General features: G+C 64.1%; 21 protein-coding genes. 9 read left to right on the top strand and 12 right to left on the bottom strand.

The features are described 5' to 3' along the window. The first annotated feature begins 195 nt into the window (after positions 1-195). Both ilvA and NDB2M4_RS06190 read left to right on the top strand, forming a co-directional pair. Positions 196-1,734 carry a threonine ammonia-lyase, biosynthetic gene (gene ilvA / locus NDB2M4_RS06185; RefSeq protein WP_072372004.1) on the top strand — a complete coding sequence of 513 codons (1,539 nt, stop codon included), beginning with the start codon at positions 196-198 and terminating at the stop codon, positions 1,732-1,734. Continuing rightward, positions 1,731-2,093, top strand: coding sequence for a hypothetical protein (locus tag NDB2M4_RS06190; RefSeq protein WP_072372007.1), 363 nt, complete (start codon positions 1,731-1,733; stop codon positions 2,091-2,093). Before ilvA ends, NDB2M4_RS06190 begins: the two co-directional genes overlap by 4 nt. Positions 2,094-2,140: 47 nt before the next feature. Here the strand turns inward: NDB2M4_RS06190 and NDB2M4_RS06195 are convergent, their stop codons facing one another. Genes NDB2M4_RS06195 through NDB2M4_RS06205 form a run of 3 tightly spaced genes read right to left on the bottom strand, consistent with a single transcriptional unit; the run spans position 2,141 to position 3,707 of the window. Continuing rightward, positions 2,141-2,674, bottom strand: a complete 534-nt coding sequence (locus NDB2M4_RS06195) for an SRPBCC family protein (protein ID WP_072372010.1) — start codon at positions 2,672-2,674, stop codon at positions 2,141-2,143. After that, positions 2,671-3,039, bottom strand: coding sequence for an ArsR/SmtB family transcription factor (locus tag NDB2M4_RS06200; RefSeq protein WP_072372013.1), 369 nt, complete (start codon positions 3,037-3,039; stop codon positions 2,671-2,673). Before NDB2M4_RS06200 ends, NDB2M4_RS06195 begins: the two co-directional genes overlap by 4 nt. 59 nt (positions 3,040-3,098) lie before the next feature. Next, positions 3,099-3,707 carry a DUF938 domain-containing protein gene (locus tag NDB2M4_RS06205; RefSeq protein WP_072372016.1) on the bottom strand — a complete coding sequence of 203 codons (609 nt, stop codon included), beginning with the start codon at positions 3,705-3,707 and terminating at the stop codon, positions 3,099-3,101. Between the two features lie 227 nt (positions 3,708-3,934). Between NDB2M4_RS06205 and NDB2M4_RS06210 the strand changes: the two genes are divergently transcribed. Continuing rightward, positions 3,935-5,095 (top strand): patatin-like phospholipase family protein, encoded by a 1,161-nt coding sequence (locus NDB2M4_RS06210; protein WP_171988041.1) that lies wholly within the window; start codon positions 3,935-3,937, stop codon positions 5,093-5,095. A 19-nt stretch (positions 5,096-5,114) separates the two neighbouring features. Here NDB2M4_RS06210 and gatB read toward each other — a convergent pair whose 3' ends face one another. From gatB to NDB2M4_RS06245, 7 genes are all read right to left on the bottom strand, one after another. Then, entirely contained in the window at positions 5,115-6,590 is a 1,476-nt protein-coding gene (gatB, locus tag NDB2M4_RS06215; RefSeq protein ID WP_072372019.1) for an Asp-tRNA(Asn)/Glu-tRNA(Gln) amidotransferase subunit GatB, read from the bottom strand. 72 nt (positions 6,591-6,662) lie between these two features. Further along, complete coding sequence (locus NDB2M4_RS06220) at positions 6,663-7,067, bottom strand: bactofilin family protein (RefSeq protein ID WP_072372021.1); 405 nt, start codon at positions 7,065-7,067, stop codon at positions 6,663-6,665. A 123-nt stretch (positions 7,068-7,190) separates the two neighbouring features. Continuing rightward, the gene (locus NDB2M4_RS06225; RefSeq protein WP_083555948.1) at positions 7,191-7,481 is read right to left on the bottom strand and encodes a hypothetical protein; all 291 of its coding nucleotides are present in this window, start codon (positions 7,479-7,481) and stop codon (positions 7,191-7,193) included. A gap of 2 nt (positions 7,482-7,483) precedes the next feature. Next, positions 7,484-7,813: a chorismate mutase gene (locus NDB2M4_RS06230; protein WP_072372023.1), complete on the bottom strand. Its 330-nt coding sequence runs from the start codon at positions 7,811-7,813 to the stop codon at positions 7,484-7,486. Further along, positions 7,810-9,348: an Asp-tRNA(Asn)/Glu-tRNA(Gln) amidotransferase subunit GatA gene (gene gatA, locus NDB2M4_RS06235; protein ID WP_072372026.1), complete on the bottom strand. Its 1,539-nt coding sequence runs from the start codon at positions 9,346-9,348 to the stop codon at positions 7,810-7,812. The genes NDB2M4_RS06230 and gatA overlap by 4 nt, the downstream gene beginning before the upstream one ends. A 5-nt stretch (positions 9,349-9,353) precedes the next feature. Then, entirely contained in the window at positions 9,354-9,641 is a 288-nt protein-coding gene (gene gatC, locus NDB2M4_RS06240; RefSeq protein ID WP_072372029.1) for an Asp-tRNA(Asn)/Glu-tRNA(Gln) amidotransferase subunit GatC, read from the bottom strand. An 81-nt stretch (positions 9,642-9,722) separates the two neighbouring features. Further along, on the bottom strand, positions 9,723-12,047 hold the full coding sequence (locus NDB2M4_RS06245; protein ID WP_072372032.1) for a fused MFS/spermidine synthase: 2,325 nt from the start codon (positions 12,045-12,047) through the stop codon (positions 9,723-9,725). A 168-nt stretch (positions 12,048-12,215) separates the two neighbouring features. Between NDB2M4_RS06245 and ruvX the strand changes: the two genes are divergently transcribed. Both ruvX and NDB2M4_RS06255 read left to right on the top strand, forming a co-directional pair. Next, entirely contained in the window at positions 12,216-12,728 is a 513-nt protein-coding gene (gene ruvX / locus NDB2M4_RS06250) for a Holliday junction resolvase RuvX (protein WP_072372034.1), read from the top strand. 123 nt (positions 12,729-12,851) lie between these two features. Then, positions 12,852-14,060, top strand: a complete 1,209-nt coding sequence (locus NDB2M4_RS06255; RefSeq protein WP_072372037.1) for a PcfJ domain-containing protein — start codon at positions 12,852-12,854, stop codon at positions 14,058-14,060. Positions 14,061-14,078: 18 nt separating this feature from the next. On the opposite strand, the gene NDB2M4_RS06260 is transcribed toward NDB2M4_RS06255, so the two are convergent. Beyond that, the gene (locus NDB2M4_RS06260; protein ID WP_072372040.1) at positions 14,079-15,752 is read right to left on the bottom strand and encodes an isovaleryl-CoA dehydrogenase; all 1,674 of its coding nucleotides are present in this window, start codon (positions 15,750-15,752) and stop codon (positions 14,079-14,081) included. A 128-nt stretch (positions 15,753-15,880) separates the two neighbouring features. Here NDB2M4_RS06260 and NDB2M4_RS06265 point away from each other — a divergent pair, with 128 nt between their 5' ends. The 4 genes from NDB2M4_RS06265 to dprA all read left to right on the top strand — a co-directional run bounded on the left by NDB2M4_RS06265 (position 15,881) and on the right by dprA (position 20,047). Beyond that, complete coding sequence (locus tag NDB2M4_RS06265; protein ID WP_072372043.1) at positions 15,881-16,840, top strand: aspartate carbamoyltransferase catalytic subunit; 960 nt, start codon at positions 15,881-15,883, stop codon at positions 16,838-16,840. Next, positions 16,837-18,177 carry a dihydroorotase gene (locus NDB2M4_RS06270; protein ID WP_072372046.1) on the top strand — a complete coding sequence of 447 codons (1,341 nt, stop codon included), beginning with the start codon at positions 16,837-16,839 and terminating at the stop codon, positions 18,175-18,177. Before NDB2M4_RS06265 ends, NDB2M4_RS06270 begins: the two co-directional genes overlap by 4 nt. 108 nt (positions 18,178-18,285) lie before the next feature. Further along, the gene (plsY, locus tag NDB2M4_RS06275; protein ID WP_072372049.1) at positions 18,286-18,903 is read left to right on the top strand and encodes a glycerol-3-phosphate 1-O-acyltransferase PlsY; all 618 of its coding nucleotides are present in this window, start codon (positions 18,286-18,288) and stop codon (positions 18,901-18,903) included. Then, positions 18,890-20,047: a DNA-processing protein DprA gene (gene dprA, locus NDB2M4_RS06280; protein ID WP_072372054.1), complete on the top strand. Its 1,158-nt coding sequence runs from the start codon at positions 18,890-18,892 to the stop codon at positions 20,045-20,047. Before plsY ends, dprA begins: the two co-directional genes overlap by 14 nt. Here the strand turns inward: dprA and NDB2M4_RS20170 are convergent. Next, positions 20,044-20,202, bottom strand: coding sequence for a hypothetical protein (locus NDB2M4_RS20170; RefSeq protein WP_171988042.1), 159 nt, complete (start codon positions 20,200-20,202; stop codon positions 20,044-20,046). The genes dprA and NDB2M4_RS20170 overlap by 4 nt on opposite strands. Positions 20,203-20,346: the final 144 nt, after the last annotated feature.

Here is a 20,346-nt window from a genome sequence, read left to right on the forward strand (position 1 = left end):
GTGCACCATGCCAGCAGACGGTTACGATTTCACGCCCCTATGCACCGGGCTTTAACCGTCGGCTATGGCAAGGTCGTTCTGCCTCGCCAGCCGCCGGCAGTTGACGCAGAGCTTGCAGCCTGAGAAGTCATCGCCTCAGCACACTATTTCCGGGGCGTCCGATTGCGCGCCTCGCCCATTCCCTGCAGGTTCGCTGTGCAAGATTACATCAGAAAGATACTCGGCGCGCGCGTCTACGACGTGGCGCTGGACACCCCGCTGGACGCAATGCCGCGCCTGTCGAAGCGCCTGCAGAGCACGGTGCTGCTGAAGCGCGAAGACCTGCAGCCGGTGTTCTCGTTCAAGCTGCGCGGCGCTTATAACAAGATGGCAGGTCTCTCGCGCGCGGCGCTCGACCGCGGCGTCATCTGCGCCTCTGCAGGGAACCACGCCCAGGGCGTCGCCCTTTCTGCCAAGCTGCTCCACACGACGGCGACAATCGTCATGCCGCGCGCCACCCCCGACATCAAAATCGAAGCCGTGCGCAGTCGCGGCGGTAATGTCGTCCTGTTCGGCGACAACTTCGATGAAGCTTCCGCGCACGCACGCAAGCTCGAAGCAGAAAACAACCTCGTCTTCATCCACCCCTACGACGACCCCGAAGTCATCGCCGGCCAAGGCACCATCGGCATGGAAATCCTGCGTCGTCACCCCGACCCCATCGAAGCCATCTTCGTGCCCGTTGGCGGCGGTGGACTTGCGTCCGGCATCGCCGTCTACACGAAGTTCCTTCGACCCGAGGTGAAGGTCATCGGTGTTGAATCGGAGGACGCCGCCAGCATGCAGGCGGCGCTGCGCGCCGGAAAACGCGTCACACTCGACCATGTCGGATTCTTCGCCGACGGCACCGCTGTCAAGCAGGTGGGCGAGGAAACCTTCCGCCTCTGCCGCGAGCATCTCGACGGCGTCATCACCGTGAGCACCGACGAAGTGTGCTCCGCCATCAAGGATATCTTCGAGGATACCAGGGCCATCCCCGAGCCCGCCGGTGCGCTCTCCCTCGCCGGCCTGAAGAAATACGTCGAGGAAGGCAACTCAGCGGGCGCATCGCTCATCGCCATCAATAGCGGCGCCAACATGGACTTCGACCGCCTGCGCCACATCTCCGAGCGCGCCGAAATCGGTGAGCATCGTGAGGCACTGCTCGCCGTGTCGATCCCCGAGCACCCCGGCAGCTACCGCCGCTTCATCGAGCTCCTCGGAAAGCGCTCTATCACCGAGTTCAACTACCGTTATGCAGGCCCGGGCGAAGCGCACATCTTCGTCGGCGTCCGTCTCAAAGGCGGCGAACGCGACAAGCTCGACATCATCGCCATGCTCAAAAAACACGGCTATGCCGTCGTCGATATGAGCAACAACGAAATGGCCAAGCTACACGTGCGTTACATGGTCGGCGGGCGCACTTCAGGGCTCAAGAACGAGATGGTGCTCCGCTTCGAGTTCCCCGAGCGCCCGGGTGCGCTGCTGCAATTCCTCGACAGCCTCTCCGACCGCTGGAACATCTCGCTGTTCCATTACCGCAACCACGGCGCCGACTATGGCCGCGTGCTTGCCGGCATCGAGGTGCCGCCAGCTGAGCGCGAGGACCTGAAACGCAGCCTCGAAAAACTGTCCTATCCCTACTGGGACGAGACGGACAATCCCGCCTATCGCGCCTTCCTCTCGGGCGACAACGGAAAGCGATCCGCCGCATGAGCTATGACTTCATGATGTTTGAACCGCGCGGTGCCATCAACGCGATGGCGGACATCACTGCTAGCAACCTTTGCCTGCAGAACGCCGACACCATCAAGGATAAGTTGACGCGACTGTTTCCCAAGATCGAGTGGGAAAACAAGGGTGATCGCGGTTGGCTCGGCCGCCTCAGCGAGGACGGCGACGCCTACGAATTTCGTCTCCCGGCAGGCGATGACGAATGCTGGACGATCAATACAGCCGAAGAAAACCACGACACCGCAATCGTCGCCAAGATCTGCTCATCTCTCGAGCTGCTCGCCTTCGACGGGCAGGCGCTCGAGTTGATCGACGCCTCCGGCCGCCGCCCCGCGCAATGAAAGCGAGGTAGCGCAGACTTGCTGCGCTACCCGCTGCAACACCGCCGTCAGGCCGGCATCCGGCGCGCGTAGTCCTTCTGTAAGCGAGCGAACTTGTCCCAGAACGGCTCTGGCTCCTCCCCGCTGATGCGCGCCACGAGCACGTCGAGGTGGTTGTGCCATCCGGGTCCGACTTTGAGCAGGACCGATCGGTCGGGAATTCGACGGTGGATCACGGTGAGCAGCACCCGCTCGCCTCTCGGCGCAAGCTCGAACGTCACCTCGCCCCGCTCGTACCAGGTGAACGATAGCTTGCGTGGCGGGTCGATCTCGGTGATGCGGCTCATCATGCGGTGTTCGTCGGAAAAGCCCTCGGGCCGCTTACCGGGTGGGTCGGTAAGCTCGTCGTTGCGCCATACGAGCTCGAAAGGCGCGCCAACGATCAGCTCCATATCGCCCGCCGCCAGCCACCGACGCCGTAACTCGCTATCGGTGAGGTAATTCCATACGCGCTCGATAGGACCCGGCAGAATGCGCTGGATCGTCAGCGTGGCGGGTTCGGTCAAAACTCCATAGTCGCCGGCGGTCACGACGTCGTTCATTTGTCATCTCCTTGATTGATGGCCGAGGGCTTGCGCGCATCCTCGCTACGGAGGAGCTGATCGAGCACATCGAGGCGATCGGTCCAGAAGCGCTCGTAGAAGCCGAGCCATTCGTGCGCACTAGCGAGTGGCCCGGGAGCGAGGCGGCACATGTGCGTGCGGCCACGTATTTCGCGATGAATGAGGCCCGCGCTCTCCAGCGCCTTGATGTGCTTGGAGGCGGCGGCCAATGAGATGGAGAACGGATCAGCGAGCTGGCTGACGCTTCGTTCGCCATTGGCGAGTTCGCGCAGCATGTGCCGCCGGGTTGCATCTCCGAGGGCGTGGAAGACGGCGTCGAGCCGTGATGTGTTTAATTCAACCATGAGGTTGAATATTGCCCATACTCCGACAATAGTCAACCACTTGGTTGAATAATATGTCCTCAAACTGTCCGGCGGAACTGCACCGACAGATTGTTGGCTGGCATTTCCTGGATTTGCGGCGGCCCGAACCCAGCTTCAGCGGCAACCCGCGCGACCTCCTCGAGATCGCGCACGCCCCATTCCGGATTGCGACGCCTGAGATCGGCGTCGAACGCTTCGTTGCTGTCAGCCGTGTGAGCGCCGTTCCGGCGATAGGGCCCGTAAAGAAACAGCAGCCCGCCCGGCGGCAGCACCCGGACGGCGCCACGCATCAGGCCGACCGTCGCCGCCCACGGCGAGATATGGATCATGTTGATGCACAGCACTGCATCCGCGCGATCCACCGGCCAGACATCATCCGCCGCATCGAGCGCTAGCGACGGGCGGATATTGCTGAGCTGCACCCGCGCCGCCCAAGCATCGATACTGGCGCGCGCATCGGCGTTCTGATCCGTCGGCTGGAAAACCAAACTGGGACCCGCCAGCTGGGCAAAGTGCACCGCGTGCTCGCCCGAGCCGCTGGCAATCTCCAGAACCAGCCCGCGCGCGGGTAGGTTGGGCTTCAGCACATTCCAGATGGGATCGCGATTGCGCGCCACCGCAGGCGCATGAAGGCGGGGATCAATCATCTCTCGACATTAAGGAACACGGCAGTGCGTGCCAAGGCGCTGCATTGCTGCGGGCATCCATATGTTTCCGCGTCGGGCCAAGGGAAACACTGCGAAACAATTCGTCCCGAGTTTGCACCAGAACCGGCCCTGAGGCGCCCGATTCCACCCACAGAAAGGTAGGGCCTCCGGGAGCGTCAGCTTTAGCGAGGCGGGGTGGATCACAATTTATCGGGGCGGCGCAGGCTGTGCGAAAGCACTTGTGGGCGAGCATTCTCTTTGCCGGGTTGCTATGCGCCGGCGGCTGCGCCGCGCCGGACCGGCTGCATGCCGTCCCTGCCTCGCTGACGGGCTCGCTCGATTTCGCGCACGTTGCCCGCAGCCGCTTCTCCCTCGACGATACCGCCGCCCTGACAGAAGAAATCCGCTGGGCGCTTTCAACGAGACCCAACACTGAGCGCAACATCGACCTGCTGGCTCTCTCGGGCGGCCAGGAAGATGGCGCCTTCGGTGCAGGCCTGCTCACCGGCTGGAGCGAACACGGCAACCGGCCGAAATTCACCATCGTCACCGGCACCAGCACCGGCGCATTGACCGCGCCCTTCGCCTTCCTCGGCACCGATTATGATGGAGCGCTCGAGGCGATGTATACCAAGACAAACATCAAGGACATCATCTCCAAGCGCTATCTGGTCGCCGCAATCACCGATGACGCGATGATGGATTCTTCTCCCCTCTACCGCACCATCTCGCGCTATCTCACCGAGGACGTGCTCAATCGCATCGCCTTCGAATATCGCACCGGGCGACTGCTGCTGATCTCGACGACCAATCTCGACAGCGGCAAGCTGGTGATCTGGAACGTCGGCGCCATCGCCGCCAGCGACAATCCCCGGCGCCTCGATCTGACGCGCAAGATCATCCTGGCTTCCGCAGCTGTTCCAGGACTTTTCCCGCCCGTCATGCTCGATGCCAAGCTCAAGGATGGCACGCATCAGGAGATGCACGTCGACGGAGGCACCGTCTCACAGGTATTCCTCTATCCTCCACAACTCGACATGCGGCAGATCATCGACGCCGTTCGTCCGCAATCGAAGACCACCGCCTATATCATCCGCAACGGCCTCGTCAGCCCACCGCCGGCGGAAGTGCCGCGCCAGACACTCGAGATCGCGCAACGCGCCATCGAGACGATGATCTCAAGCACGGCTGTCGGCGATCTCTACCGCATCTATTCGACAACCAAGCGCGATGACATCGGGTTCAAGCTCGCGATCATGGGCGAAGACTTCACCGAGCCGTATACGACGCGGTTCGACCTGCGCTACATGCGCGAGCTTTATCGCTACGGACACATGAAAGGCGCCATGGGCTACCCATGGCAGCCATCACCGCCCGGCTTCAATTAGCAAAGCGCGTCTGGCCCGGTCAGATCCCGAGCTTGGTCTTGAGGATGTCGTTGACGGCCTGCGGATTGGCCTTGCCGCCCGATGCCTTCATCACCTGGCCGACGAACCAGCCCAGCATGCTCGGCTTCGCCTTCACCTGCTCCACCTTGTCGGGGTTGGCAGCGATGATCTCGTCGACGGCCTTCTCGATGGCGCCGGTGTCGGTCACCTGCTTCATGCCGCGCTTTTCGACGATCTCGGCCGGATCCCCGCCTTCGGTCCAGACGATCTCGAACAGATCCTTGGCGATCTTGCCCGAGATGGTGCTCGACGCGATGAGATCGACGATGGCGCCGAGCTGCTGCGCCGACATCGGCGACGCCTCGATCGACTTGCCTTCCTTGTTGAGGCGCCCGAACAGCTCGTTGATCACCCAGTTCGCGGCGAGCTTACCGTCGCGCCCCTGCGCAACCGCCTCGAAGTAGTCGGCGGATTCGCGCTCGGCCACGAGCACGTTCGCGTCGTAGTCGGAAAGGCCGAACTCCTGCATGAAGCGCTGCTTCTTGGCATCCGGCAACTCCGGCAGGTCCTTCTCCAGCTCGCCGACGTATTCCATCGACAGCTCGAGCGGCAGCAGGTCCGGATCGGGGAAGTAGCGATAGTCGTGCGCCTCTTCCTTCGAGCGCATCGACCGCGTCTCGCCCTTGCCCGGATCGAACAGGCGCGTTTCCTGATCGATCGCACCGCCAGCCTCGATGATATCGATCTGCCGGCGCGCTTCCACCTCGATCGCCTGACCGATGAAGCGGATGGAGTTGACGTTCTTGATCTCGCAGCGCGTGCCGAGCTTGTCACCGGGCTTGCGCACCGACACGTTGACGTCCGCGCGCAGGTTGCCCTTCTCCATGTCGGCGTCGGACGTGCCGAGGTAGCGCAGGATGGTGCGCAACTTCGACACATAGGCCTGCGCCTGCTTGGACGAGCGCATGTCGGGCTTCGACACGATCTCCATCAGCGCCACGCCCGAACGGTTGAGGTCGACGTAGGAATAGTCGGGGTGCTGGTCATGCACCGACTTGCCGGCGTCCTGCTCCAGATGCAGGCGCTCGATACCGACGGTCATCGTCTCGCCGTCAACGTCGATCTCGACTTCGCCCTCACCGACGATCGGCTGCTGGTACTGGCTGATCTGGTAGCCCTGCGGCAGGTCCGGATAGAAATAGTTCTTCCGGTCGAACACGCTTCTGAGATTGATCTTGGCGTTGAGACCCAGCCCCGTGCGCACCGCCTGCGCGATACACTCCGAGTTGATCACCGGCAGCATGCCGGGCATCGCTGCATCGACGAGAGACACATGGCTGTTCGGATCGGCACCGAACGCCGTCGATGCGCCCGAGAACAGCTTCGACTGCGAGGCCACCTGCGCGTGAACCTCGAGCCCGACGATGACCTCCCAGCTCCCGGTGGCACCTTCGATCAGGTTCTTGGACTTGCTGGCCTTGGCTGTCTCTTGCATGGCAATGCTCCTCGGATGCGCCCTCGTTATCGCAGGGCGCCCGGCGGGGCAAGCCATGGGGGACCGTGCGACCTAGTGATCCTCGGCTTCCGCCTCTTCCAGCTCCAGCGGCAGGGGGGCAATTTTCAGCGGATCGCCGTGCCGTCGCGACTGCCCCTCGAAGTAGCAGCCTTCCTCCAGCACCAGCTTCTTGTGGTAGATCTGGCCTTCGACGTTGCAGCCGGCGCCCAGCGTCAGCTCACGAGCATAGATCGCGCCCGAGAACTCGCCCAGCACCACCACCTTGTCGGCGACAATGAGCCCGCCCACCTCGCCGCGCTCGGAAATCTTCAGCGTCGAGCAGCGCACTTCCCCGTCGATAATACCTTCGATGCACACGGGGCCGTCGAGTTGCAGTGCCCCGATAATCGTCACGCCGCGATTGATCACGAACGCGCTTTTGAGCGCGCGCGCCTCGGCGCCGTTCACCTGTGTCATTACGCAATACCCCCGGAACGACATCACCCTGTCGGTCCCCGCGGGAAAGCGAATGCCGGAAAGAAGTGGCACTTTTCAGGCGCGGGCGCGGCAAGAACCGCATCAGGGTTAGCGGTCCTGCGCTTAGCCGCGGCGGCGCGCCAGAAAATAACCCAGTCCGGCCCATACGAGACCGAGCAGAAAGCCCATCAGAAACACGGCCGCTTCGCCGCCCAGGGCGTGTACGGGCATCAGCCCGACTGCGGCAACGAGCCAATAGAGAATGTAACCGGCGAGCGAGGCGGCGAATGCAGCGACGATCAGCTTCTGCCACTGGTCGGCGCGGCGCCCGAGCATGAAGGCCACAATGATGATCGCCGGATTGAGCGCTGCGATCATCACGAGCGTCCAGGGATCGAAGGGTACGATCTCCACCGCTAGGCTCCCTTGTCGCCGTTGCCTTCGGTCTGCAGACGCAGCTTCTCTTCCTCGTACTGCACGAACCAGCCGATCATCTGGCGCCACAGCGCCTCGGTCAGCTCGGGCGGCAGCCCCTTCTCGGTGGCGCGCACCTTGACCTTGTCGATGACCTGCTGGATGCGCCAGGGCACGACAGCGTCGGCTGGGTTTTTCTTGAGCTGCCAGGCGCGGTCGACGTAGCCGAAGCGCTCGGCGATCAGGTCGACCATGGCGAGGTCGATGCGATCGATCTCGTCGCGCACCTGCCCCATGTCGGCGCATTCCCACGGGCGTTTTGGATCGCTCATTTCGATTTGCTCCCGGCCTTCTTGGCGCCAGTTTTCGCCGTCGTGCCTGCCCACCAACGATCCTCGACGACGAAACGGCCCGCCGCATCTTCGATCGCCTGCGCAGCGCGGAACAGCGTCGCCTCGTCGAACGGCTTGCCGATCAGCTGCAGCCCGAGCGGGGTGCCCTCGCTGGAAAGGCCGGCGGGCACCGAGATGCCCGGCAGCCCGGCCATGTTCACCGTCACGGTGAAGATGTCTTCCAGGTACATCGCAATCGGATCGCCGGTCTTCTCGCCGAATCCGAACGCGGGCGACGGCGTCGTCGGCGTCAGCACCACGTCGACTGATTTCCACGCGTCATCGAAGTCGCGCTTGATCAAGGTGCGGACCTTCTGCGCCTTGAGATAATAGGCATCGTAATAGCCCGCCGACAGCACGTACGTGCCGATCAGAATACGCCGCCGCACTTCCTTGCCGAAGCCCGCGGCGCGCGTGTTCTCGTAGGTGTCGATCAGGTCCTTGCCAGGAACGCGCAGGCCGTAACGCACGCCATCATAGCGGGCGAGGTTCGACGAGGCCTCGGCAGGGGCGACGATGTAGTAAGCCGGCAGCGCGTATTTCGTGTGCGGCAGGCTGATGTCGTGGATCGTGGCCCCGGCGGCCTTCAACCAGGCGATGCCGTCCTGCCAGAGCTTCTCGATCTCCTTCGACATGCCCTCGACGCGGTATTCCTTAGGCACGCCGACGCGCAGGCCTTTGACGCCCTGAGCCAGCGCCATCTCGTAGTCCGGCACCGGAGCTGCGACCGAGGTGGAATCCTTCGGATCGTGGCTCGCCATCGCCCGCAGCATGATCGCCGCATCGCGCACCGTCTTGGCGATCGGCCCCGCCTGATCCAGCGAGGACGCGAACGCCACGATGCCCCAGCGCGAGCAACGCCCGTACGTCGGCTTGATTCCGACGGTGCCAGTCAGCGCTGCCGGCTGACGGATCGAGCCGCCCGTATCGGTCGCCGTGGCAGCAAGGCACAGGTTGGCCGACACAGCCGCCGATGAGCCGCCCGACGATCCGCCCGGAACGAGCTTGTCGGTCGTCGTCTTGCCGTCCTTCTTGCGGCGCCAAGGTGAGACCACCGGTCCGAACGCGCTTGTCTCGTTCGAGGAGCCCATCGCGAACTCGTCGCAATTGAGCTTGCCCAGCATCACCGCGCCGGCATTCCACAGATTGGAGCCGACTGTCGATTCATAGGTGGGCTTGAAGTCGTCGAGGATCTTCGAGCACGCGGTCGTGCGCACATCCTTGGTGCAGAACAGATCCTTGTTGCCGAGCGGCAGTCCTTCCAGCGGACGCGCGTCGCCTGCCTTCAGGCGCTTGTCGCTTTCCTTCGCCTGGCTGAGCGCTAGTTCCGGCGTCTGCAGGACATAGGCGTTGATCGACGGATTGGCCGTCTCGATTGCGTCGATGAAGGCTTTCGTCAGCTCCGTAGCCGAGACTTCCTTCGCGCGTAGCTTCTCGCGCGCTTCCGCGATGGTGAGCTTGGTAAGTTCTGTCACAGTGACTACTCCACCACCTTCGGCACCACGAAAAAGTGGTCTTCGACCATCGGAGCGTTCTTGACGACGTCGTCCGCGATCTCGCCGTCATTGACGACGTCCGCGCGCTTCGTCAGCTCGATCGGCACCACCCGCGTCATCGGCTCCACCGTCGAGGTGTCGACTTGATTGAGCTGTTCGACCCAGTTGAGGATTCCGGAAAGCTCCTGCTCCAGTCCTTTGGCCTCTGCGTCGGAAATCTTGATGCGCGCCAGCCGCGCAATGCGCCGCACAGTCGTCTCGTCGACCCGCATGGCTCCTCGCCGTCTTGAGTTGAACGTCGCTTTGGATAAAGCGCGAGGCACTCTTAGCCCCGGTAAGGCATGGGCGCAACTTCAAGGGGTGCCCCGGTCCCTCGGTTCGACCGCTTCCCCGTCGCTGCCACGCCACTGCGACAAGAACGGCCCCAGGATGTCCGAGGCATCGTCGGTCCATGCCGAAACCCCGCCGGTGCGGAAGTCCTGCGCCCCGTCTAGGGCCCGGAAGGGGTCCAGCACCAGCGAATCCTTGGCGAACACGGCAATTGTCGAGCTGTTCTCGGCATATGACCCATCGGCGCTGTCATCCGAGACGATCAGCCCCTTCAGTGCCGGCACCAAGGGCAGCGTCGCCCCCAGCACGGAGTCGAGGTCCAGATACCTGTTCGAGATGTGCAGCACCACAACGCCCTTGTCGGTCAACTTGCGGGCGTAGAGTTGCAGCGCCTCCGCCGTCAGCAGGTGCACCGGCACAGCGTCCGAAGTGAACGCATCGACGATGATCAGGTCGAAGCTGTTGTCTGGCTCCTTGGCGAGGGTGAGACGCGCGTCTCCGATCACCACGTCGAGCTTGGGCTGGCAGTTGGCGATAAACGTGAAGTGGTTCCACCTCGACGCGATGTCGACCACCACCGGATCGATCTCGAAGAAGCGCCACGCCTCGTGCTTGCGCGAGTAGCACGCGAGCGACCCCGCTCCGAGCCCGACAATGCCGAAGCGGCCAAGCTCGCCATCGCCGTCGACCCGGTCCTGCACGATCTTGACCGCGGCGGCCATCGGCGATCCCGGATAGTAGTAGGTGCCCGGCGTCACGTCGGCGATGATATTGCCGAAATCATCGCGCAACCGCTGCGCGCCATGCAGCGTCGTACCATGCGTCAACACGTTGTAGTCGCCCAGTTCCGACTGGCTGACGCGATACACCCCATAGTAGCTGCGTTGCGCAAATCCGCGCTTCACTGCCGACGGCAGCATCGCGACGGCAGCAAACATCATCAGCGCCGCAGTGAGTTGGCGCGCGCCATGCCCCCACAGCACCACCACCATCGCAGCGAAGATCGCCGTGATGACCGGCGTCGTGCCCCACTCGCCGAACGTCCACCCATGCTCCGCGGCCAGCACTGGCCCGCGCCAGATCAGCGCCATCCCCACCGCGAAGATCGAGAAGATCCAGATCAACTCGCGCACGGTTGATTTTCCGCCGTTCAGCACGCCCGGACGGCACGCCAGCGACAGCGCAATCAGCAGCGGATATTCGTACACCTCCGAGAAGATGCGCGGGGCAATCAACGCCGCGAACAGTCCGCCCAGCACGCCGCCGAACGACATCCACAAATAGAACTCGGTGAGGTAGCGCGCCTTCGGCCGATTGATAAACAGCGTCCTGTGCGCCACCAGCGCTGCAAGGAAGAACGCCGCGACGCCCGCGCTGCTCGTCAGCACCCACTTGTCGTGCTTCACTTGCGACAGTTCCAGCAGCGCGAAAATTACAGCAGCAAGCTGCGCCGGCAGCAGCAGCCACATCGGCAGCGGCAACCGCGTCTGGAACGCCAGCACGAAGGTGAGCAAATAGATCGCCAGCGGCAGGACCCACAACAGCGGCGCCGAGGCGATATCCGTCGCGATGTGCGTCGTGAACGCGGTGAGCAGCGCCGCCGGCACCAGCGCCAGCCCGGCCCAGGCCGCCCGCTCGCCCCAGCTGGGTGCCGGACCAGACTCTTCCCGCTCTTCGATCACCAGCGCGCGCGAATCCGAAACCGCGCGCCGCCGCACCACCGCATAGCAGCACGCAATCGCCGCGATCAGCACCACGTACAGCGCCGCCCAGTAGCGGCTCAGCACCGTCAGCCCGAATGCTGGCTCCAGCAGAAACGGATAGCCGAGCAGCGCCAGCAGGCTTCCGAAATTGGACGCGCCATAGAGAAAATAAGGGTCCTTGGCGTGCGGATGCCCCGAGTGTGCAAACCATGCCTGCAGCAAAGGCGCGTTGGCCGCGACTGCGACGAACGGCAGCCCGACGGCAACGCTGAACAATCCAAGCTGCCACATATAAGGATCGCCTGGCGGCGGCTCGCGCCACGCCTCCGGCAACCCAACCGGCAGCACGATCAGCGCGATCACTGCCAATCCCAGGTGCACGAACCCAGCCGACTTTAGCGGCACCTTGTCGTTCAGCAGATGCGCATAGCCATAGCCGACCAACAGCGCCGCCTGGAAGAACAGCAACGCCACCGCCCACACCGACGACGACCCGCCGAGCACTGGCAGCACCATCTTTGCGAACATCGGCTGGATGGCAAACAGCAGAAATGCCGACAGGAACGTGGTAGCGGCGAACAGCGCTAGCACACCGGCCCCATGCCGCAGCGGCGCGGCTACGCTATCACCGGCGTGGGCGGCCATTTCCGCGGGCGGACTCTGTTCCTGCACTTCTCGCCAATCCCCTGACGCCGATGGAAACCGGCGGTGCCCTCCCGCACCGACGCAGCCCTCCCACAACCGGGTTGGCAATCGGCGACCGGCGCGGAGTATAAGAGGGCCCCCGACAGCAACAATGGACAGGCTGCCTATATGGCAAATTCGATGGCAGAGCGGCAGCCCGGCACGACCACGGAAGATATTGAAGGTTTCGCCGCCGGTCTTCCCGAGCGGTCGCCGCTGATTGGCATCGACGCCGGCACCAAGACATTTGGCCTGGCGCTATCCGATATTACACGCACGATCGCCTCGCCGCTGTTCGTCATCAGACGGACAAAATTCAAGGCAGACGTCGCAGAGCTGTTACGCTTCGCCGCAGAACATAAAGTTGGCGGCTTCGTCCTCGGCCTTCCGACAAATCTCGACGGCACGTCGGGCCCGCGCGTCCAGGCGACCCGCGCCTTCGCACGCAATGTTAACGCGCTCTGCGAGTTGCCGATCCTTCTATGGGATGAGCGCCTCTCCACAGCCGAAGCGGAACGCACGCTGCTAGAGGCGGATGCCAGCCGTCGTCGCCGCGCTCAGGTTATCGACAAGCTCGCTGCGACCATCATTTTGCAAGGGGCGCTCGATCGCATGCGCCTCTTCTCCACGCGCGCATATTAACTCTTCTGCGCGCAAATCACGGCGACACCCCACCCCGTCCAAAGCGTGCCGCAATGGCCTGCGAGTGTTTTGGAACGCCGTCGCTCATGGGCTCGTTAGCCCGATGGCGAAGTGGATTCGTAAATGTCGCAAGTCACGAAACTCATTCGGCCACGCAGCGAGCCGCGCCGTAGCCCGCCGCCGCCTCTCTCCAACGAGAGCGAAAATTATGCCGGGCGCTTTGCAAGCTCGACGCGCCGCGAAGTTCGCCGCCTCATGCGATCATCGCCGCGGCTTGCCGATCTCGCCGTCGTGTTTCCGGGCGCCATGTACGCGCTTGCATCCAAGCAAGGCACGCCCGAACAACGCCACACCGCACTCTCGCTGATCGAGGAAGGCGCCCCGCTTAAAGTTGTTGCGCGCACGCTGGAGTTGCCGCTTTGGTTGCGCCGCCTGCCGCCCGAAGCCTTTCAAAAAACTATACCCCCAGTGCCCGTCGGCGAGAACTTCACGCGAAGGATCGCAACGCGGCTGCCCGCATCGCCTACGCACAGCGCCCTATGGCTCGAATCCGTCGCGTTCGGCGCGCTGGCCTGCAACGACGACTTTGCCCTCTGGCTCGCCGACCAGCCGATCTTCAGCGAATCCGGCCGGCCTGATCGCATGTTCGGCATTCTCGCCGCCTACGCCTGGCATTCACGCGCACAGCAGACCCGGGCGCACGGCCTCATAGTCGTGCCTTGGCGTCCCGAGATCGCCTTCGACACTGCGCTGTGCGCCGCCAAGAGCTGGCTCAGCCGCCTGCGGCTAACGCTTCAACTCGGCCCCGGCGTGCTCACGGATCCGTGGCTTTCGGGTGGACAAGTTCGCGGCTACACGTTCGTGCCGCTGCTCGACCGTACTGAGATCCTCGCCGAAGCACGCGCCATGCAGAACTGCGCCGACCAGTATGCCGAGCGCCTCGCCGACGACCGCTGCCGGCTGTTCTCCATCCGCCGCGAGCGCGAGCACGTTGCAACGCTGGAGATCGGCCCGCACGCGCGTGAAGCCGGCATGCTCGCCATCACCCAGCTCAAGGGCCGCCACAACATGGCAGCGCCCCTGGACGTCTGGCAGGCCGCTTACGCCTGGCTGGCCGCACAAAGCGGGCTGCGCCGCCTGCCGCCGCGCCTTGCGCCCGAACGCAAGCTCGACGCCGAGGCATGGGACAAACTCATGGCCTCGTATCGGAAGGCCACTAGCGGCGCACCCTGGCTGCCCGACGTGCCCACCCAAGGCATATTCGACGGGCTCAACGCCGAGATGGCAGACCTCGCCCGCCGCGGCGGCGTCTCTTCGTGGCTGTTCACCTGATCTGCACGGCGCGCGCGCTCAAACAGCGTTCGGCGAAGCGCGATTGAGGATCGCGCGCACGTCTGCGTGCTCCAGGCCTTGGCCGTACGTCGAACGCGGATCGCCGCTGATGCGCGTTGCGATGAACGCATCCGCCACAGCCGCTGGCGCGTGCGCCCGCAATATCGTCGCTGCGCTCAACACCGCGAGTGCCTCGACCAGCGTGCGCCCGCGCGCGTCGAGCAGTTTAGGCTCCTGCAGCATCGCCTCCAGCCGCGCATGTGCGCGCCTCAGGTGCTGATCATCGCCCGCTGCCGACGCCAACTCGTCCATTACGGTTGCGACGGCAAGCGGCTCGCGCTGCAGAACGCGCGCGACGTCGAGCGCCATCACGTTGCCTGAGCCCTCCCAGATCGAGTTGACCGGCACTTCGCGATAGAGCCGCGCCAGCGGCGCCTCCTCGACATAGCCATTGCCGCCCAGGCACTCCATCGCTTCCGCCACCAGCGGCGGCGCCATCTTGCACACCCAGTATTTTGTGACCGGTGTCATCAGGCGCCGCCACGCCGACGCGCGCGGATCCTCCGCCCGGTCGAAAGCACGCGCTAGCCGGAACGACAGCGCTGTCGCCGCCTCGACATCCAGCGCCATATCCGCCAGCACCTGCTGCATCACCGGCTGATCGACGAGCTTCTTCTGGAACACCGTTCGATGCTCTGCGTGATGCACCGCATTGGCCAGCCCAAAACGCATCAACCCCGCGGACGAGATTGCGCAATCGAGGCGGGTGTACGTCACCATCTCGATGATGGTGGCAACGCCCCGGCCTTCCTCACCGATTGCGCGCGCCCACGCACCCTGAAACTCGACTTCGGACGACGCATTGGAGCGATTCCCCAGCTTGTCCTTGAGCCGCTGCAGATGCAGAGCGTTGACGCTGCCATCCGGCAAGAAGCGCGGCACCAGAAAGCACGTCAGCCCACCGTGCGCCTGCGCCAGAACTAAAAACGCATCCGACATCGGCGCGGAAAGAAACCACTTGTGCCCCGTGAGCAGATATTCGCGCCCTGGTCCCGCTCCCGCGATCGGCTCGGCCACGGTCGTCGCCGCGCGCACATCCGTGCCGCCCTGCTTCTCGGTCATGCCCATGCCGAGCGTCACCGCCGCCTTGTTCTCAGCAGGGACGAAACCCGGATCGTACTCGAACGGCAGCACACGCGGCACCCACTCGGCAGCAACATCCGGCTCCTGCATCAGCACGGGCACGGCCGCATTGGTCATGGTAATCGGGCAGCAGTGTCCCGCTTCCATCTGCGCCGCGAGATAGAACGCGCCGGCCCGCGCTACATGCGCACCGGGAGCGCGCTGCGCCCCACGCTTTCCCAAATGCACCCAGACGGAGCTATGCAAACCGGCATTGCAGCTTGTTCGCATCAAAGTGTGATAGGCTGGATGGAAGGTCACGACATCGCGGCGACGCCCCTGCCTATCGTGCGTGGCAAGCTTCGGGCTCTCCACATTGGCGATCCGCCCTCGTTCCAGCGCCTCGGCACTGCCCGCCACTTTCCCGAACGCATCGAGCGACTTGGCAGCATGCCCGCCACCCTCTCGCTCTACGGCCTCGATCAGCGCCGCGTCCGAGCCATAGAGATTCACATCCTCGAAAGGAGGCGACTGGTTGAAGACCTCGTGCGTTTCAGACGGTGCGACCATTTCGGCAGTTTATCGCCATTAACACCGGTGCGGCGCTACCGGCCCTTAACGTATTCCCCAACTCATGCAAGACACCGCCTCCTGCGCTGTTGCCGTCGGGCCTGAGTCTCCCTATAGAAGCTCCTTTAATGACCAATGCCGTAGCCAAAGTCGAAACGCTGCACTTCCCCCATCGCCATCTCCTCACTGTCGAGGGGTTGAGCGCACAAGAAATCAATTTCCTTCTCGATCTCGCCGACCGCAACGCCGACGATAATCGTCAGGCAGGCAAAAAGCGCGACGTTCTGCGCGGTCGAACGCTGATCAATCTCTTCTTCGAGGCATCGACCCGCACCCAGTCTTCGTTCGAGATGGCCGCCAAGCGCCTCTCGGCCGACGTCATGAACATGAACGTGTCGACATCGTCGGTACAGAAGGGCGAAACGCTCATCGACACCGCGATGACGCTGAACGCCATGCGCCCCGACATCATCGTCGTCCGCCACCACGCCGCTGGCGCCGTCGAGCTCCTGGCGCAAAAAATCGACTGCTCGGTCGTCAACGCCGGCGACGGCGCCCACCAGCACCCCACCCAGGCCTTGCTCGACGCCCTCACCATCCGTCGTGCCAAGGGCCGCGTGGCCGGGCTCACCGTCGCCATCTGCGGCGACATCCTCCACAGCCGTGTCGCCCGCTCCAACATCGTCGTGCTCAACACGCTCGGCGCCCGCGTGCGCATCGCCGCCCCCTCGACGCTGCTTCCCGCCGCTCCAGACCGTCTCGGCGCCGAGGTCTTCACCGACATGTGGAAAGCCGTCGAAGGCGCCGACGTCGTCATGATGCTGCGCTTGCAGCGCGAGCGCATGGAAGGCTCTTACGTTCCTTCGACACGCGAATATTTCCACTTCTTCGGCCTCGACCAGGAGAAGCTGGCCCGGGCCAAACCGGACGCCATCGTCATGCATCCGGGCCCCATGAACCGCGGCGTCGAGATCGCCTCCACCGTCGCCGACCATTCCTCCAGCGTCATCCGCGAACAGGTGGAAATGGGCGTCGCCGTCCGCATGGCCGTGCTCGAAGCGCTGGCCAGAAACCTGCCGAAACGATGAACGCACAGTCCACCGCAACAAAACGCCCAGCCCGCGAGACGAAATCCGCGGCCGCCACAGCCTTTATCAACGCGCGCATCATCGACCCCGCGTCGAACCGCGATGAACCCGGCGGCCTTGTCATACGCGACGGCATCATCGCTGACGTCGGCCCGCATCTGCGCCGCAACGCGCCGGAAGGCGCCAGCGTCATCGATTGCAAGGGCCACGTCCTCGCGCCCGGCCTCATCGATGCACAGGTGTTCACTGGCGAGCCCGGTTACGAGCACCGCGAGACCTTGAAGACGGCCAGCCACTCGGCTGCTGCCGGCGGCGTCACCACCATCGTCGTGATGCCCGACACCAACCCCGTCATCGATCAGGTCTCGCTCGTCGACTTCATCCAGCGCCGCGCCCGCGACAACGCCATCGTGCACGTGCACACCATGGCGGCGATGACCAAGGGCCTCAAAGGCGAGGAGATGACCGAGATCGGCTTGCTCAAGCGAGCCGGCGCCATCGCCTTTTCCAACGGCAAGACATCCGTGGCCAACACCCGCGTGATGCGCAACGTGCTGCTCTACAGCCGCGACTTCGGCGCCCTCATCGTCCATCACACCGAGGACCCCTATCTAGCCTCCAGCGGCGCGATGAACTCCGGCGAGGTTGCTGCGCGGCTCGGACTGCCCGGCGTGCCCAAGGCTTCCGAGACGATCCTGCTCGAGCGCGACGTGCGCCTCGTCGAGATGACCCGCGGCCGCTATCACGCCGCCACCATCAGCTGCGCCGAAAGCCTTGAAGTGATCCGCAGTGCCAAGGCCCGCAAGCTGCCCGTCACCTGCGGCGTGTCGATCAATCACCTGACGCTGAACGAAAACGACATCGGCCCTTATCGCACCTTCTTCAAGATGCGCCCGCCGCTGCGTTCTGACGATGATCGCGCGGCAATGGTCCGCGGGCTCGCCGCCGGCGACATCGACATCATCGTGTCGAGCCACGATCCCCAGGACGCCGACGACAAGCGCCGCCCCTTCGCCGAGGCAACCGACGGTGCCGTCGGCCTCGAAACGCTGCTGCCTGCCGCGCTGCGTCTGCACCACTCCGGCGAGCTGCCGCTGATGAGCATTCTGCGCGCCATGACCATTAACCCCGCGAAGCTGCTCGGCCTGCACTCCGGCCGGCTCTCCAAAGGCGCCATCGCCGACATTATCCTGTTCGATCCGGGCGAGCCGTGGGTCGTCAACAAGGACCTGCTGCGCTCCCGCTCCAAGAACACCCCGTTCGATGAGAGCAAGATGCAGGGCCGCGTGCTGCGTACACTCGTGGCTGGCGAAACCGTATATCAGTACGGCGCCTAGGCATCGCCGCCCTCAAAGGGGCGAGGCGGTGCTCAGCACTCTGGTTGCAGGCCAAACGGACTGCCAGTACGCTGCAGCCGACAGTAACGCCTCAACCCACCACTCGGTATGGACACACTCTTCAATCTGCACACGCTGCTGGCAGCCGCGGTCGGCTATGCCCTCGGCGCAATCCCCTTCGGGCTGCTGCTCACGCACGCGGCCGGCCTCGGCGACGTGCGCAAGATCGGCTCCGGCAACATCGGCGCTACCAACGTGCTCCGCACCGGCCATAAGGGCCTCGCCGCGCTGACGCTGCTGCTCGACGCCCTGAAGGGTACGGCCGCGGTTCTCGTCGGGCATTGGGTCGGCGCCGAAGGAGGCGTGGCCATTCTTGCCTCGCTCGTGGCGGGGCTGTTCGCCTTTCTCGGGCATGTCTTCCCGGTTTGGCTCGGCTTTCGCGGCGGCAAGGGCGTCGCTACCTATATCGGCGTCCTGCTCGGCGTCGACTGGCGCGCCGCCGTCGCCTTCTGCATCGTCTGGCTCGTGGTGGCTTTCCTGACGCGTTACTCCTCGCTGTCTGCGCTCGTGGCGGCACTGCTCACGCCGGTGGGCCTGATCGCAACTGGCGATCGAGCCACCGCGCTACTTGCCGGGCTGATGTCGGCCCTGCTGATCTACAAGCACCGCGCCAACATTCGCCGCCTCGCGGCCGGAGAGGAGCCAAGGATCGGTGCCAAGGCGTGAGTTGCCAGCCACTGCCCGCAACCCGCAGCCCGATGCCGAGCGCATCGCGGCCATCCGTCTGATACGTTCCGAAAACGTCGGCCCCGTAACCTTCCGCGATCTTTTGAGCCACTACGGCTCAGCCCGAACGGCGCTCGAGGCACTGCCTGAACTCTCGCGGCGCGGCGGTCGCCGCCAGCCCATCCGCATTTGCCCCCAGAGCGAGGCCGAAGCGGAAATCTCTCGCGCTGAACGATTTGGCGCCGAGTTGATCCTCGTGGGCGATCCGGACTATCCCACGCCGCTCGCAGCCCTCGATGCGCCCCCGCCGCTGCTCTACGCCAAGGGCGACACGAGCCTCCTCCAGAAGCCAACGATTGCCATCGTCGGCTCGCGCCAGTGTTCTGCAGCCGGCGCCAAGCTCGCTCGCCTGTTTGCGACAGAAATCGGCCGCGCTGGATTTGTCGTCGCCTCTGGCCTTGCCCGTGGCATTGACGCTGCAGCACACCAGGCCGCGATTTCCACTGGCACCATCGCCGTGCTCGCTGGCGGCATCGATCATGTCTACCCGCCTGAGCACGACACACTGCAGCAGGCAATCGGCGAGCGCGGGTGCCTGCTCTCGGAGATGCCGTTTGGCTTCATCCCGCGCGGGCAGGACTTCCCCCGCCGCAACCGCATCGTCTCAGGACTATCGCTCGGTGTTCTCATTATTGAGGCCGCGCGGCGCTCCGGCACGCTCGTCACCGCGCGCCTTGCCGCCGAGCAGGGACGCGAAGTCTTCGCCGTGCCAGGGCACCCGCTCGATCCTCGCGCCGAGGGAACCAACAAACTGCTGAAATCCGGCGCCACCTTCGTCACCGAGCCGGCGGACATTCTCTCGGCGCTCTCGCCTCAGCTCAACGTACCAGCTCCACAGCTGCGCGAGGAGCCGCTCGCCACGCCCCACGACACCTCGCCACCGTCCGATGATGACCGCGGCCGCGTTCTGTCTGCCCTCGGCCCTGCACCCGTGGACATCGACAGTGTTGCACGCGCTACAGGCCTGCCGATTCGCAGCGTGCAGATCGCGGTGATGGAATTGGCCCTCGCTGGGCGCCTCGAACGGCACGGCGGCTTGATATCGAGCAGCACCCCTGGAGGCGATCTCTACCCAGGGCCCTAGTGATGCCCATCATCCTTTTGCGTGCGGGCTTCGACCAGCGCTGCCGCCAGGATTGCCGACAGCGTCCGTTGTCCGCCGCGATCCGCAAGCTGCTTCAATTCATTAATAATGTCACAGAGGTAGCTCAGCGTGTCGCCCCTGGTTGGCGATCCCATTGGCTCAGCTCCTTCGTTTGAATCGCTCGACCCTGCCATCGAATTTCGTGCTCACCCGCAGCCGACTGAACGGCAAATAACATCCACAATCTTGGATTGCAAGATAGATAACAATGCGCGCAATGCGATAGGGCGGTTTGACAC

This window comes from Hyphomicrobium sp. NDB2Meth4, assembly GCF_900117445.1.
In the GTDB taxonomy this organism is placed as follows: domain Bacteria; phylum Pseudomonadota; class Alphaproteobacteria; order Rhizobiales; family Hyphomicrobiaceae; genus Hyphomicrobium_A.